This window comes from Blautia sp. OF03-15BH, from assembly GCF_003463065.1.
Lineage (GTDB): Bacteria > Bacillota > Clostridia > Lachnospirales > Lachnospiraceae > Limivivens.
On record NZ_QSCM01000006.1, the window covers coordinates 1 to 15,736 of the forward strand.

Annotated in this window: 12 protein-coding genes; 9 read left to right on the plus strand and 3 right to left on the minus strand. The window is 45.6% G+C overall.

Annotation, left to right across the window (positions count from 1 at the left end; translation table 11 throughout):
- Positions 1–157 precede the first annotated feature (157 nt).
- Together DXA57_RS08100 and DXA57_RS08105 are read left to right on the plus strand one after the other, a co-directional pair.
- Positions 158–796: an amidohydrolase family protein gene (locus DXA57_RS08100; RefSeq protein ID WP_158571266.1), complete on the plus strand. Its 639-nt coding sequence runs from the start codon at positions 158–160 to the stop codon at positions 794–796.
- Positions 797–841: 45 nt separating this feature from the next.
- Positions 842–1,585, plus strand: coding sequence for a creatininase family protein (locus tag DXA57_RS08105; RefSeq protein WP_117766434.1), 744 nt, complete (start codon positions 842–844; stop codon positions 1,583–1,585).
- Between the two features lie 88 nt (positions 1,586–1,673).
- Here the strand turns inward: DXA57_RS08105 and DXA57_RS08110 are convergent, their stop codons facing one another.
- Positions 1,674–3,182 (minus strand): diguanylate cyclase domain-containing protein, encoded by a 1,509-nt coding sequence (locus DXA57_RS08110; RefSeq protein ID WP_243005748.1) that lies wholly within the window; start codon positions 3,180–3,182, stop codon positions 1,674–1,676.
- 457 nt (positions 3,183–3,639) lie between these two features.
- Between DXA57_RS08110 and DXA57_RS08115 the strand changes: the two genes are divergently transcribed.
- The 3 genes from DXA57_RS08115 to DXA57_RS08125 are packed head-to-tail and all read left to right on the plus strand — an operon-like array spanning position 3,640 to position 5,088.
- Entirely contained in the window at positions 3,640–3,930 is a 291-nt protein-coding gene (locus DXA57_RS08115; RefSeq protein ID WP_199612702.1) for an autorepressor SdpR family transcription factor, read from the plus strand.
- A complete protein-coding gene (locus DXA57_RS08120) occupies positions 3,914–4,558 on the plus strand; it encodes an SdpI family protein (protein ID WP_117766438.1) in 645 nt (214 codons plus the stop codon). Before DXA57_RS08115 ends, DXA57_RS08120 begins: the two co-directional genes overlap by 17 nt.
- Before the next feature lie 56 nt (positions 4,559–4,614).
- Positions 4,615–5,088, plus strand: a complete 474-nt coding sequence (locus DXA57_RS08125; RefSeq protein ID WP_199612707.1) for a GNAT family N-acetyltransferase — start codon at positions 4,615–4,617, stop codon at positions 5,086–5,088.
- Between the two features lie 3 nt (positions 5,089–5,091).
- On the opposite strand, the gene DXA57_RS08130 is transcribed toward DXA57_RS08125, so the two are convergent.
- Together DXA57_RS08130 and DXA57_RS08135 are read right to left on the minus strand one after the other, a co-directional pair.
- Entirely contained in the window at positions 5,092–5,577 is a 486-nt protein-coding gene (locus tag DXA57_RS08130) for an HD domain-containing protein (RefSeq protein ID WP_117766442.1), read from the minus strand.
- A gap of 227 nt (positions 5,578–5,804) precedes the next feature.
- Complete coding sequence (locus DXA57_RS08135) at positions 5,805–7,232, minus strand: GGDEF domain-containing protein (protein ID WP_117766444.1); 1,428 nt, start codon at positions 7,230–7,232, stop codon at positions 5,805–5,807.
- A gap of 417 nt (positions 7,233–7,649) precedes the next feature.
- On the opposite strand from DXA57_RS08135, the gene DXA57_RS08140 reads away from it, so the two are divergent.
- From DXA57_RS08140 to DXA57_RS08155, 4 genes are read left to right on the plus strand one after another with little or no spacing between them, the layout of a single operon-like run.
- Positions 7,650–10,466, plus strand: a complete 2,817-nt coding sequence (locus tag DXA57_RS08140; RefSeq protein ID WP_117766446.1) for an InlB B-repeat-containing protein — start codon at positions 7,650–7,652, stop codon at positions 10,464–10,466.
- A gap of 1 nt (position 10,467) precedes the next feature.
- Entirely contained in the window at positions 10,468–15,207 is a 4,740-nt protein-coding gene (essC, locus tag DXA57_RS08145; RefSeq protein WP_117766448.1) for a type VII secretion protein EssC, read from the plus strand.
- Positions 15,204–15,392 carry a hypothetical protein gene (locus tag DXA57_RS08150; protein ID WP_147345667.1) on the plus strand — a complete coding sequence of 63 codons (189 nt, stop codon included), beginning with the start codon at positions 15,204–15,206 and terminating at the stop codon, positions 15,390–15,392. The genes essC and DXA57_RS08150 overlap by 4 nt, the downstream gene beginning before the upstream one ends.
- 25 nt (positions 15,393–15,417) lie before the next feature.
- Entirely contained in the window at positions 15,418–15,735 is a 318-nt protein-coding gene (locus DXA57_RS08155; RefSeq protein WP_117766452.1) for a hypothetical protein, read from the plus strand.
- Position 15,736: the final 1 nt, after the last annotated feature.

Below are 15,736 nucleotides of genomic sequence, written 5' to 3' on the forward strand. Positions count from 1 at the left end.
GACAAACCCTCAAGTTTGCCCCTCACGAAGAGAGACCCTCAACAAGTTTGATTACCCAGTTTTTTCTGAAATCATCCGGTTTTTGACAGCTTTTTTATAATACCCGATCATTGATACACACATTCATGTAGGAGACATCGAAGAGATCAACAAAGCAGTGAAAAAAGCAGAATATGAACAGTATGTGCTTTTATCAGGAAGTGTAGCACCCAAATGTGTCTGGGGCAATCTGGAACTTCTGGATATCAAGAAGAAAGCACCGGAAAAGATTTACACTTATGCATGCTTTCATACGACAGGAAAGGGTGCACCGGAGGCGGACGAGCTGCTGCGGCAGGTACAGGCTTATCATAAAGTCGGATTTGACGGAATGAAGCTGTTGTTCGGAAAACCGGAACTCCGTAAGGCGTATGGTGTTTCTCTGTGTGATGAATGCTACGATCCGATGTACGATTTCCTGGAAAAAAACAACATCCCGGTGCTCCTGCATTCCAACGATCCGGTGGAATTCTGGGACAAAGAACGGATTCCAAAGTGGGCGATCGGCGCCGGATATTACTGTGACGAAACGTATCCGACTCATGAGCAGATCCGGGAGGAAACGATCGGAATCCTGAAGAAGCATCCGAAGCTGAACCTGACGATCGCTCATATCTTCTTCCTTTCCAATTCGGATCGGTATGACCTTGCGGAGGAATATCTTCCGATCGCACTTGAGTGGACAAAGCGGATGTATCCGGATCCTGCAGAGCAGGAAAAAATAAAGGAAAAACTGCTTGCACTTGTTGAAAAATAGAATGTATAATAGTGGCATATCATTTCTTTGGATAAGGAGAGCAGGATGAAAAAAGTATTATACGAGGAATTGCTTCCAGAAGAACTGGTGCAGAGAGTACAGGAGATGCCGGTTGCCTATCTGCCGCTTGGTACACTGGAATGGCACGGTCCGCATATGCCCCTTGGAGCTGACGGGATCCAGTCAAAAGAGTTGTTTGTCCGGGTAGCGGAAAAAGTCGGCGGTGTAGTACTTCCGATGCTGTTTATGGGACCCGACCGTATCTTTCATGACGGTGGGAAAGCATTTTATGGAATGGATATCAATACGGAGGGTGCACTGCACACCTATTGTGTCCAGCAGCTGAAAGGCAGCGCTTACTGGATGGAAAAGGAACTGTTTCAGGAGTACCTGCGCAGTATTTTTGCCCAGCTTTCCCGAGTGGGAATCCGTATTGTTGTCGGACATGGACACGGTCCGTCGATAAACGCCTTTACGGAGATGGAGGAAGAGGCAAAAGAAAAGTATGGCCTGCGTATTTTGACAGCCTGGACATTTGCGAAAGATGAGAGACTGAAATATCAGAGCGACCATGCCGGAGCGAATGAGACTTCTATCGTGATGGCTGTGCGGCCGGAGCTGGTTGACTTCGGACAGGTAAAAGACGATGAGAGTAATCTGATCGGAATCGCAGGACGCCATCCGGTCAAAGAATCATCGGAAGCGTTCGGTAATGAACTCCTGGAGTATACGATCAAAACTTTAGCTGCCGGTATCGAAGAAGAGTACAAAGCAATAAAAGAAAGATAGACACGGATTGTTTTGGACTGTCTTATAAAAAGAAGCGCTCCATTGGGAAAAGAAAACCAATGGAGCGCTTCTTTTTTTCTAATGTTGTTTATTCTGAAAACTTATCGTTGTAATGAATATGCATGTCATCCCAGTCCATAAACAATACATAAAAGACTCTTCCGTATTGCTGGCTCTCCACGATCCTTCCGTGATCAAGCACAGAAAGATAAGAACCGTCCGCTTTTCGGAGATGGAAGTGGATATAGTCATTCTCATTGCCATTATCGATCTGTTCCCAGATACTCGCCTCGATCTGCTGCTGTTCGTCTTTCCGGATTAGGTTGCGGAAGCTTTTCTCTGTGAGCTGAAAGAGTTCATCCATGTTTTTATATCCGGTCATATGAAGGAACTCATGGTTTGCATAAAAGAGTTCATCCTCCGTTCTGTCTGCTTTGTAGATGATAAATGCGCCGGGAAGGTGTTCCGAGACATCCTTAAATGCGAATCCCAGCTGTTTGCGGACTCCTGAGTGAAGTCCTTCCCGGTAAGCCATACATCCGTTTTTTCCGTGGAGTTTTATTTCATAAAGGGCTGCATCTGCACAGCGCATAAGCTGTGAACGATTGGATGCAAATGTCGGATATTCCGCATACCCAAGAGAAATATAAAAGTGCTGTTCTTTTCCTCTGCATAAGAATGTCTTTGGAAGGCTGGTGAACTGCTGCAGCTGTTCTTTTACATCTTCGCAGGCAGTATTCTGCAGAAGAATACAGAATTCATCGCCACCGTTTCTTCCCAGTAATGCATCGGATGGGAAAAAGGCTTTCATACTGTCTGCCAGGTTCCTTAATGCCCTGTCTCCGTAACCATGTCCGTAAATGTCATTGATAAACTTAAAGTCATCAATATCAAGGAGGGCAGCCACAAAATGCGCCTTCGGATTTTTATCCATCATTTTTTCTGCTGCTTCATCAAATCCATAGCGGTTGTAAATAGCCGTAAGCGAATCCGTGTGCGCCAGTATCTGAAATTTGTTTTTATTCTCCTTTGATACTAACCATACGCGGGTAAGAACCGAAAAAAGCAGGGTGATCGCAAGAAAGATTCCGATGACGGTTGCTGTCAAAGTGCTGTTTTCCCATCCATTCTCAGGAGTGACTTCGAATCGCCAGCTTTCTTCCCCGATCGTAAAAGCATAAGAAACAGGGTGAGTCAATGGACCATCTGACTGGTCAATGATTTTGTAAGCGTTACTCCAGGGAGCATCTGTTTTGGAAAGCCTGTATTCATATCCAAAATTGGAAAGTGCCTGGATCGTGTCTGAAAAAATGTCAGGAACGCGCAGGATAACAATGGTAAAACCCCAGAAATAGTCCTGTCCGTTTTCATCTTTCAGGTAGACCGGATTGCGGACAGCAATTCCCGAGCCGCCCTGTTTCAATTTGAAAGGACCTTGTGTAATGATGGTATGATGATCTCTTGCATAACAGGAAATTTCTCCACGGTCTTTATCATGGATCAGATCGATCTTACCTGCCTCATTTCCTTCTGCAGGATAAATTTCTGTCACAATGCCATCCGGAGCAAGCTGCACGCTTTCAATGGAATCAGACATGATATTTTCTGCGACCGTGTCAAAGAGGTGGATTTCTCCATTTTCGCTGATTAAGATCTGCTGTAGAGTATTTGTAATCTCAATTCCATTCGTAATTTCATTTTTTATACGTTCACCATAAGTTGCTGCATTTAATTGTGCGGTTGTGTGTCTCTGCTCTTTTTCATGGGTGTCTGTTTTGTACACAATGAAACCAACAAGGCATATGCCCAGTAAAAAAACGATAAGAGGCACAAGTGTCTTTTTCTTCACCTGCTTCACTTCACCTCGCTTTATAAATATGACCTTCTTATGACGCTTTAGTATAGCACAGAATTGAAAAAGTAAAATAAATTTTTTGAAAAAAATACATTAAAGTGATAACGGGGGAGAACAAAAAGAATCTTGACAAAGCAGGATAGCATGTTATAATTCATTTAACATTTAAATTAAATGTTAAATAATAAATGAAGGAGGGATGAACTTGAGTATGCAAGACACGCTTCATGCACTTGCTGATCCTACAAGACGTGAAATACTTAATCTGCTCCGGCAGTCACGCCTGTCTGCCGGCGAGATCAGTCATCATTTTTCAATTTCAGGTGCGGCAATCTCCCGCCATCTGTCTGTTTTAAAGGAAGCAGATCTGATCCGTGACGAGCGGGAGGGAAAATTTATTTATTATGAGCTTAATGCCACGGTGCTGGAGGAGATTTTGTTATGGATCAGCGAATTAAAAGGAGGAAATGACCATGATCAGACAACATAAAAAAATGATACTGTTGACATCCATCGTAACACTATTACCAATTCTTATAGGCTTACTTTTATGGAACCGATTACCGGATACGGTTGCAACACATTTTGGAACGGACAATCAGCCGAACGGATACAGCTCCAAAGCCTTTGCAGTGTTTGGACTTCCGGCAATGCTGTTGTTCTTTCATCTCCTGTGTATGGTTTTCACAAGTATGGATCCCAAAGCAAAAGATATCAGCAAAAAAATATTCCTGGTTGTCTTATGGATCTGTCCGCTGACTTCTTTGTTTGTCTGCAGCACCATCTATATGTACAATGCAGGATATCAACTGAATGTCCAGTATCTCTGTGTCATACTTGTTGGCATTTTGTATCTTATTTTAGGCAATTTTATTCCGAAAACAAAGCCGAACTATAGCATTGGTTTTCGTGTCCCCTGGGCATTGTATGATCCTGACAACTGGTATCATACACATCGGTTCGGAGGAAAATGTATGGTGGTAGGAGGGATCGCCATGATCGTAACGTTACCGTTTCAAAACATATGGCTGTTTCTTGCACTGGCTGTTATCCCGGGCATTTTACCGGGAATTTATTCTTATCTGTATTATCGGAAAACATTTAAATCCGATCATTGATTTTTGCTTTTGGTGTTGATAAACTAAAAACAGACGGACATACTGGAGGTAAAAAAGTGATGATCAGAAAAGCAGAAGAAAAAGACATTCCGAGAATGATGGAACTGTTGGGCCAGGTGCTGCAAATTCATGCAGACATCAGACCGGACATTTTTATTCCCGGCACGACAAAATATAGCACAGATGAATTGAGAGAACTTTTGAAAAATGAAAAAAAGCCGGTATATGTTGCCGTGAATGAGGAAGATGTATGCATAGGATACGCTTTTTGCCAATTGAAAGAACAGCCTTTCTCAAACAATATGGTACCGTTTCAGTCTCTTTTTATAGATGATTTATGTATCGATCAGGAGGTACGGGGGCAGCATATCGGTGAAAGATTGTTTGAATATGTAAAAAATGAAGCAAAACAAATGGGCTGCTATGAAGTGACATTAAATGTATGGGCAGGAAATACTTCAGCAGAAAAATTTTATGAAAAAATGGGTATGAAAACAAAGGAACGGCAGATGGAATATATTTTAAAATGATGATCAGAGGTCAAACATTTCCCTGCAGATCTTCTTTCCACAGGTTGTTTTGAAAATATTCTGATAGATGTTCCGGGCGCTCTCTTTGGAAAGGGCGCCTTCCATGATATTAACGAGAAAATCAGCTTCCACAAGTATTTGATAGTCGATCGCATCGATCGCATCGTAGGTATGATGATGTGCGATCAGATACTGAACTCTTTCAGAAACGTCACGATCAAAGCCCAATTCTCCAAGCAGCTTTTCAGCTAAAGCAGGACCTTCTTTTTCCTGTAGTTTTCCATTACAGTTTCCGTACTTTTCTTCACATAAATGAATACCAATATCGTGCGTCAGAGCCGCAGCTTCAAGCGTAAACAGGCATTTTTCATCTACCTGTTCGGATTCAGCGATCAGCTTTGCGTAACTGTGAACTTTGCAGAAATGCTGGATCCTTTCTGCATCTCCGTGATATAATCCGATCATTGCCAGGTGTAATTGATTGATCATTTCCGGTATTCCTCCTTCATAAAAATGACTCTTTATAATGATTCATATTCCATCTTGCCCAATAGTCAAAAGACTTCTTAACACTCATATTCTTTATAGCAGATCACCGAAACAAATGCAATACAAAGTCCGGTTGTTTTTCTTGTAGTTTGAACGCAGATCGCGAATGTCCGCTTTACGGCAACAGTTGGAATGGCAGGCCGCATGGCATTTCTTCTTTGTCTTGATTATTTTCTTCTCTCCAGTCCGTTTTCAAGGTAATAGCGGGCTTTGCTTTCATACATCCGTTGATCGGCTGCTTTTGTGATCTCGTAGATGCTGCTCCATTTTTTCTCGGAACTGAAAACATATCCGTATGAGATCGCCATGGAGCCTGTCAGTTCTCCGTGCCACTGGAAGACCCGATGGTCAAAGTCTTTCAGCAAAGCCGGAAGATCCTGTACTTTTCTGGTAAGGATCACAGCAAACTCATCGCCGCCGATCCGGTAGACTTTTCCATAAGGGCTGAAACTTTCTTTCATCTGATCTGCAGCAGCACGCAGGAGTTCATCACCGGCTGCATGCCCAAGAGAATCATTTGCCTGTTTCAATCCATTGAGATCCATGGAAAGATAGATCCATTCTTCGGCAGGATCCAGACGGTTCAGATCCTCTTCATATGCATGTCTGTTCAGACATCGTGTCAGTTCGTCCGTAGTGGATGTATAGACCAGTTTCTCTTTTTCATATTTTTCTTTCATAACCCTTGAGAGCAGATAGATCATGCAGCAGGATGCCAGTATAAGATACACACCGACGATCAGTATCGCAAAAACAGTACTCTGCAGATAAAAGGTATTCTCGACAGTTACAACAACGATATAGTTGTCATCCTGACACAGGGAATACCTGCAAAGATTTCCGTCGAACTTTGCGTAGAAAAGACCAGTCTTTTCGCCCTTTGTCTTGGCAGAGGTGATACCCAGGTTTTCCAGAGTCTCTCCGATCCATCTACTGTCTGTAGCACCTTTTATGATTCCTGTCTTTGCATCGGCTGCAAAGATTTCAATTCCTTCATAGAACGGCATAGATGCCACGACCGTAGAGATCTCATTCTGTTTCGTCTCTTCAAGCAGACGCTTCGGTGAGATACCTACCTGAACCAGCCGTGTACCGTCTTCGTTCCATGTGATGGCATACATCATTTCTTTGCCTTCGGAAGTGTTCGGGGTGACATCCTGACACATGGTAAGACTTTTGTCCGTAAGCATGGGTTTAAAATAAGCCATCTGTTCTCCGGAGTCAAAGTTATAGCCGAAGTATTTGGGCACAGAACCACTGTAGATATAGCCGTTTTCATCAAACAGATGTATCTCATCGACCGCCATCAGATCTGCTATCTTTTGTAATTCTTCCACATCACGTTCCACCTCTGGTTTTGCATCTATGATATAAGATACAGCCTTTGCCCTTACGATATAATCGTCCTTCAGCGATCCGATGAGTTCGTTTTCACTCTCATCATTTTTATTGAGCACGGTGACAACACGATCAAGCAGTACTTTTGCCATCTGATAGGTGTTTCTGTCGTTCACATATTTTAAAATCCCGGTTTCGAGCAATAATGCAACAGCAATGATTGCAACAGCCAAAAAGGCAAGCTTTTTTTTCTTCATGCATTTATTTTATCATAATTTTTACAGGGAAACCATAAATTTTCGTCTTTATTGCGTGTGTGGGAAAATTCAGATGCTTCTTCAAAGAGTTGTCTTTTATTGAAACAGAAACAGCGAAAGATACGATCATTGTTAAAAAAGAAATTGTTTGCATAAGAGAAACAATTATGAACAAAAGAAACAAAAATGAGAAAAAACAGGAGGCCATTCCTGTTACTTTTTGAAAATAGGATGGGTTTCAATAAAGAAAATATTGTGCTATATAGATAAAAACAAGAAACACAAAAGAGGAAAGATTGTTGAAAAACACCATGAAACATGATATTATGATAAGAAGTAATCATACAGAACATCAAAATCGTAAAAACCGTTCTGTGACAGAACTATTTTCAGACATTATTTGAGGCGAGGTTGAGGATGGAATATAGAGTTGGTGAAATGGTATTTAATGACTGGGAGATCGTCCGTGAGATCGGAAGTGGAGCCAGTGGTCAGGTGTGGGAGATCGTGAAAAAGGATCATGATATTTCCATATCTTCCGCACTGAAAGTGATCCGGGTCCCAAAGGATCCCTCATTAAAGAGAACGCTTTACGGGGACGGAATGGATGAACAGTCCGTGACAGCGTTTTTTCAGGATGTTGTCGAGGATCTTACGGATGAAATCAAGATCATGACAGATATGAAGGGTTTTCCACATATTGTAAACTGTGAAGACTATCAAGTGATCAAATACCCGGAAGAGATCCGATGGGATATCCTGATCCGGATGGAGCTTCTGGTGCCGATCCAGACGTTTATACAGGAGCAGGGGATTTCCGAGGCGGATGTCTTAAGAATGGGCAGGGAGCTTGTACAGACGCTGGAGCTTTTCGAGAGCAAAGGGATCATTCACAGGGATATCAAACCCGATAATATTTTTGTGGATAACTATCAGAATTTTAAAATCGGAGATTTCGGGATTGCGAGGATCTGTGACAAGGCGTCTTCGGATCTGTCCAAAAAGGGAACGGAAAACTACATGGCACCGGAGGTCTTTCATGGAAAGGATTATGACCATACGGTAGATATCTATTCTCTGGGATTGGTTTTATACAAGCTTTTGAACAACAACCGGCTTCCTTTTTATCCGGAAACCGGCTCTTATTCGGAATGGGAAATGCAGCAGGCGCTTATCGACCGTCTGAGTGGAAAGAAAGAGCTTCCGCTGCCGTGTGCAGCTTCTGAGGCGTTTGGAAAAATCGTTCTGAGGATGTGCGCCCACGATCCGGGAGAACGGTATCAGAATGCCGGAGAGATCCTGGCAGATCTGGAGCATATCACCGGATCAGGAAAAAACATTGCCGGAACAGCGGCTGCAGAAAAGGGAACAGGTGAGACCAGCAAAAGCCTGGATGAAACCAGAGCCATGTTTGGAAAGGATATGTTTATCTATGATGCGGAGACGGTAAAAAAGACCTCCAAAACAGGGATCACAGGAAACAGCATCGGTAAATCCACAGCAGGCAGTACGGCACAGACAGAAAAGAACGTGAAGAAGACAGAAGTGCCGCCGGTAAAAACGGAAGAAAAGAAAGAGGCGCCGAAAGCAAAGACAGAAAAAACAGGGGGAAAAGGAAAAAAGCCGAAAAAGAAAAAAATGCTCATCCAGGGACTGGCGGGTTCTGCGGTTGCGGTGGCAGTTCTGGCCTATTTCCTGACAAACCAGAGTTATACGCTGGCTGTGGAAGACGGTTCCGGATCAGGAAAGTACAAGGGCGGCCAGAAGGTAACGGTCACAGCAAAGGATGTGGACGGCTCCACCTTCATCAAATGGGAGATCGACGGAAAACTCCCGCTGACAGAAGAAGAACTGACAGCAAAGACCGTTTCTTTTAAAATGCCCCGCCATGAAGTGCAGCTGACAGCTCTTTATGACGTAAACAGCCATAATGTCATCATCAATCATGGTTCCGGTTCCGGTGAATATGAGGTGGGAGAAGAAATCACCATTGTAGCGGAAGAACCGGCGGAAGGAAATGCGTTTGCAGGCTGGGATGTGGAAGACGGTACGGTTTATCTGGAGCATGCGGACAAGCAGAAGACGAGCTTTGAAATGCCGGATGACGAGCTGGAGATCACAGCTACTTATAAAACCCTCTCCTATGAACTTCAGGTGGAAAACGGACAGGGTGGAGGAACCTATGATTTTGGAAAAACAGTAAGCATCAAGGCCCAGGAAAAGGCGGGAGCGACCTTTAAAGGCTGGGTGGTAAAGGATGGAACCCTAGAACTGTCGGAAGAAGAAGCGTCCAGTCCGGAGCTTACGATCTCCATGCCGGCGACGGATGTGATCCTTGCTGCCGCATATGACCAGAATCAGCATAAGGTGACGGTCAACGGCGGAAGCGGTTCCGGAGATTATCTGGTTGGTGAAAAAGTAACACTGATCGCCGATGAGCCTTCGAAAGGAAAAGAATTCAGCGGCTGGGAAGTGGAAGAAGGTGCGGTTTCCATCCAGAATGCCCAGAAGGAAAAAGCGGCGTTTGAGATGCCGGATGGCGAACTGGTCATCCAGGCTGTTTTCAAGGATATCGATTATGCGCTTTCTGTCAATGACGGAAACGGAACAGGAACCTACCATTACGGGGATCAGGTCCAGGTATCGGCGAAGGACTCCAATAACGGCGTACCTTTTTCTCATTGGACCATTGATAAAGGAACCCTGGAGATCAGTGACCTGACAGTACAGAATCTCTCTTTTGAAATGCCTGCACAAGAGGTGGCAATGACAGCTCATTATGCGCAGGAAAAATATACCGTAAAGGTAGAAGGCGGAAAAGGAAGCGGAATGTATGATGCCGGAAGCACCGTCTCCATCACAGCCGATGAAACGGATGCGTCAGGTATTCCGTTTGCACGCTGGGAAGTGACAGAGGGCTCTCTGAAGCTGGATCCCGCAGCGGCAGAAAACAGAGAAGTCTCCTTTGAGATGCCGGCGGAGAAGGTATCCGTTAAGGCCGTATATGAAGCAGGAGACCGTTATAGCGTCATGGTCTTTGGCGGAAGCGGCGCAGGCGTCTATGAAGAAGGAGAGACCGTTACCGTGACAGCAGAGGAAGAGCCGGGCAAGAAGTTTAACTGCTGGTTTATCTCCGCGGACGGAAGTGAAACTGTAGAAAATGACAATGCCAGCTTTTCTTTTGAAATGCCGGCAACAGACCTGATCATCACAGCGATGTACGACCTGGAATAATATGAATAGATATGACATGACACTGGACGGAACAGAAAAATTAAAGGATGAGACGGCTTCTATGGAAGTGACGGAAACAGCCGCAGGGCAGTTTCAGCGGCTGTTCATTGAAAATCCCACTGGCCTGAAGGCAACGCTGCTGTCACAGACGGGAAAAATGCAAAGTCTGTTTTTACCGTATCCGGCCAAAGGAAGCCTTTGTTTTCCAAAAGAACCGGTAGAACATGTTCCGATCCATTTTGAAGCAGAAACAGAAAAATGGGTTTCCGTACGGGAAAATACGGCGAGGTATCTTTCCGCGGAAAATCCGTTTGAGAAGAAACAGAAGCTTTTGAATCAGGAGCTGATCCTGATCCGAAACGGAGAGTCTCTGTTTATGCTGTATACAGAGGAAGTGAACGAAGCCAGTTTTATCCGGCATAATTATGTGGCACTTCCGGGAGATCTCTACATCGGAAGAAATAAAGAGAATGATCTTGTGTATTCCGCACCGATGATATCCGGCAGACATGCCAGGCTTCATTACAATGGGACTACGTGGAGCATCCATGATCTGGATTCAACGAACGGGATCTATGTAAACGGGTATCGTGTGAAATCCATGAAGCTGGATCTTGGCGATGTGATCGATATCTTTGGTCTTCAGATCATTGTGGGCAGCCGTTTCCTTTCTGTCAATGACGGAAATCACCGTGTGGCGATCTCGCCGAAAAAAGCCAGATTTGTCGATGACACAAACAGCGTTATGAGCAATGTATTTCCGGAAAAAAGGAAAAACAGTGAGATGCTGTTTAACCGCTATCCGCGAAAAAGGCTTGCTTTTGAGGATAAGACCATTGAGATCGACAGTCCGCCCATGCCGATGGGAAAGGACGGGATCCCGCTCATCATGCGGATGGGAAGCTCGATGATCATGGGAAGTACGGCGGCGCTTACCGGAAATGTGACCATGCTTGCAAGTTCGATCCTGCTACCTCTGTTGTCCCAGGGGTATACGAAAGAGCAAAAAGAAGAGTACGAAGAACGGCGGCTGGAAAAATACCGGGAATACCTTTCTCAGAAACAGGAGGAGATCCTTCAGGAAAAGGAACGGGAGGAATCTGTTCTCCGTCAGAATTATCCGGAGCTTTCCAAAGTCCTCGGATATGTATATGAAAAGAAGAAGCTGTGGTCCAGAACGAACAGTGATGATGATTTCCTGGATGTCCGGATAGGAAGCGGAAATATCCCGCTGAAGGCAAAGATCAGCTGTCCAGGGGAACATTTTGATATGGAAGAAGATGTTCTGAAGGATGAGCTGAATGAGCTGACAGAGACACAGGTGATGCTGGAACAGGTTCCGATCATGATCCCGCTTCTGGAAAACAGAGTACTTGGCATTCAGGGAAGGCTGAGGGATGTGACCGGTTTTATCAATACGCTGGTCCTGCAGCTTACGATCCTTTTCAGTTATGATGAGGTAAAGCTGGTATTTCTGATGGAGGAGAGCCAGCTGGACGACATGGCTTATATTAAATATCTTCCGCATGTCTGGGATGATCAGCGGTCCATTCGGCTGATCGCCACCAATGCTTCAGAAGCCTATCAGGTAGGCGAATATCTTCTGAAAGAGCTGGAGAAGGATCTGGAAAGCCAGAGAAAATGGGAGCAGATCCGAAGCGAAAGACCGTATTATCTGGTGATCGCCTTGAGCAAGAAGCTGCTGGATGGCGTGGAAGTCATCAAGCAGGTCATTCAGAAAAAGGAAAGCATCGGCCTGAGCCTGATCACCGGTTTTCCGGATGTGCCCAAAGAGTGCTCTGTCATTCTGGAGCTGAATAAAGAGACAGAACAAGGCATTCGGAACAAACTCATCTATGTCCGGGAGCTGGATAAAGAGGATGAAACGTTTCTTGTAGATGATTTTGAAGAAAAAGAAGCCCTGGAGAGTATGCGCGTGCTGGCAAATACCAGGCTTCGGCTGGTATCCCAGGCCTATGCTCTGCCCAAAACCGTTACGTTTCTGGAAATGTTCGGCGTGGGACGTATCGAGGATCTGAACATCGCAGAACGCTGGAAAAACCATGATCCGGTGACCTCTCTTGCGGTTCCTGTCGGAATCGGGACAGACGGAGCGGAATTTCTGCTGGATCTCCATCAGAAATATCAGGGGCCCCACGGGCTGGTGGCAGGAACGACCGGTTCCGGGAAGAGTGAATTTCTGCTGACGTATGTTCTTTCTCTGGCAGTGAATTTTCATCCGGATGAAGTGGCTTTTTTACTCATTGACTATAAAGGCGGAGGTCTGGCAGGTGCGTTTGACGATCCACAGAATCAGATCCACCTGCCGCATCTGATCGGAACCATAACGAACCTGGACGGAGCGGCCATCAACCGGTCCCTGATCTCGATCCAAAGCGAAGTCCTGCGCCGGCAGAAGGTTTTTAATGATGCGAAAAGCCGGGCAGGGGAAGGAACCATGGATATCTACACCTATCAGCGGCTGTACCGGAACGGAACGGTCTCAGAACTCATGCCGCATCTGTTTATTATATCAGATGAGTTTGCGGAACTGAAACAGCAGCAGCCGGATTTCCTCGATCAGCTGGTGAGTATCGCCCGGATCGGCCGAAGCCTTGGCGTGCATCTGATCCTGGCAACGCAGAAACCGGCAGGTGTAGTGACAGACCAGATCTTAAGCAATACAAAATTCCGCGTCTGCCTGAAGGTCCAGGACCGGGCAGACAGCATGGATATGCTGAAGCGTCCGGAGGCGGCGGAGATCAGAGAAACCGGCCGTTTTTACCTTCAGGTTGGAAACAATGAGTATTTTGCCATGGGACAGTCGGCCTGGAGCGGTGCCGAATATGAACCGCAGGACGAAGTGGTAAAACAGAAGGATGAGAGCATTCAGGTCATCGATCATGTAGGCTCGCCGGTCATGACGGTGAAACCGGAGATCATAAAGACTTCCACCGGAAAATCCCAGCTGGTTTCTCTTGTGAAATCTATTATGGAGATTGCCAGGGAGCAGAAGATAAGCTCCAAAGCACTGTGGCTGCCCATGCTGCCGGATCAGCTCCCGGTGGAGAAAGAGGAGGAGAGGCCGGAAGGACTTCTGAAGACTACAATCGGCTTACTGGATGATCCGGCAAGGCAGGAACAGTATCCGCTGTATCTGGATCTGGAAACCTGCGGTCATATCCTTGTATGCGGAGAGCCGGGAAGCGGAAAAACCTCTTTTGTGGAAGCACTTCTTTACTCACTGGTGAAAAAGACGACACCGGAACAGTTTCAGTTTTATATCATGGATTATTCCAGCCGACTGCTCAAGGTGTTCCGGAATCTGCCTCACTGCGGAGCGGTATTGGAGGAGGATGATGCAGAACAGAGTACGGAGCTGTTCCGGCTGATCAATGGCATCATCCAGGAGCGGAAAAAGCTTTTTTCCACACTGGAGGTAAGCAGTTACTCCGATGCGGTCAAACGGCAGCCGCTTCCCTTTATTCTGGTAGTGATCGATAATGTGGCCGGTTTCCTGCAAACGAAGGCCGGACAGAAACAGTATGACCAGCTCCAGTATGATCTGAAAAACAGTGTGAATTACGGTGTCTCCTACCTTTTTACCATCGGTCATGTTAATGAGATCAACATGAGGACCAGGCAGGAGCTGAAAGCAAGGATCGCACTCCGGCTAAAGGATAAATATGATTACACCGATATCCTGGGTGTCAAATGTACCTGCCTGCCTCCGGAAAAACCGGGGCGGGGACTTTTCAGTCACAGAGGAGAAGCGCTGGAAATGCAGCTGGCAAGATTTGCACCGGAGCTGGATCAGGAGGAGCGGATCCAGAAGTTAAAAGAGGAAGTAAATGACCTGGCAGGCAGAAACCAGAAATACCAGGCGGCAAAAAAACTGGCAAAGATCCAGGTCGATCAGGAATATGAAGATTTTCTCGCAGGCTTTGCCGGAAGCCGTTTCCCTCTGGGCTATGAGGTAAAAACATCGCGGCCCATTGCCCTGCCGTTAAAACAGTTTAACCAGCTGAGTCTTTATTTCAGTGACAAAACGGCGGCAGTTCCGATCCTGAAAAACCTTGTCACTTATGCGAAAGCGGAAAATATGGTGGTCGCTTTCCTGAAAGAGGCAAAAGAGAGCTGTTATGAAGAACTCGGAATGGCGGAGGATGCCAGGATTTTTACGGCAGACCGGGAAGGGATCGAGCAGCTGGCAGCGTTTCTTTGCGCCAACGCCCAGCATCGATACAACCTTTATACGCAGTACTGTGAGGAACATCACTGGAATCCGGAAACGGCTGTCGCAAAACAGGAAGTGTTTTCCCATATGAGGGAGAGCTTCCGGCCGATCCTCGTACTTTTTGAACGATATTCCGATCTCCTTTCTGTGACTATGGAGATCAGCGGATACCTGGCGAAATTCAGCTCCGTGTATGTCCTTGCGAGGTATGCACAGATCTATCTGATGGCCGGATTTTACAGCGACGAGCCGCCATATCTCTGGGGAAATGAGTTGTATAAATGCTTCAACACCGGAAAAATGACCCTGCTCTTTGGGGAGAAGCTGAACAAACAGAGTCTCGTCCAGCTTCCCTATGACATGGAGCGGCTTCTTTCCAAAAAAGGTGGCAATCATTTTATCATGAGTTATCGTGGAGAACTGCATCACCTGATAATGCCCTGCGGAGAACTTCGAAAGGAGACAGTGAAAACAGATGACGATTCGATTTTTGAGGATGGATGATGGATAAGACAGAGCAGGAACGTTGCCTTCGCTTTTGTACGGATCTTAGCAGAATGTTAGAAGAAGAAAAAACAATGGTAGCCGGATTTTTATCCGGAGATATTGCGGAGGAGTATCAAAAACTGCTGGATTCGGAGCTGGAAGAATGGATCCGGCTGAAAAAAAGAATGGGTTCCAAATATTAAACTTTATATACAGGAGGAAAAAAGAATGGACAGTGCAGCAGAATTAAGCTTCCGGATGGAAAGCGCAAAACAGTGGCAGAAAAATGTGGAGGAAGAGTTTAAACGGGTAGATGAGCTCTTAAAGCTGGTGGCAGAAGAGCTGAAGACGCAGCCTTATGAGGACGATACGATCATGATGGGGCTGAAAAAGACAGGAGAAGCTCTGGCAGAAGCTTTCCAGACCCTGACACAGAACTTTATGAAAGCGGTAGACGGACTCAGCGATATTATGGAGGAGTGGTCAAGAACTCTTACGAAAATTCTCGAGGCGATCGCAGAAGCAGCCAGAAAGATCGGACACTGAC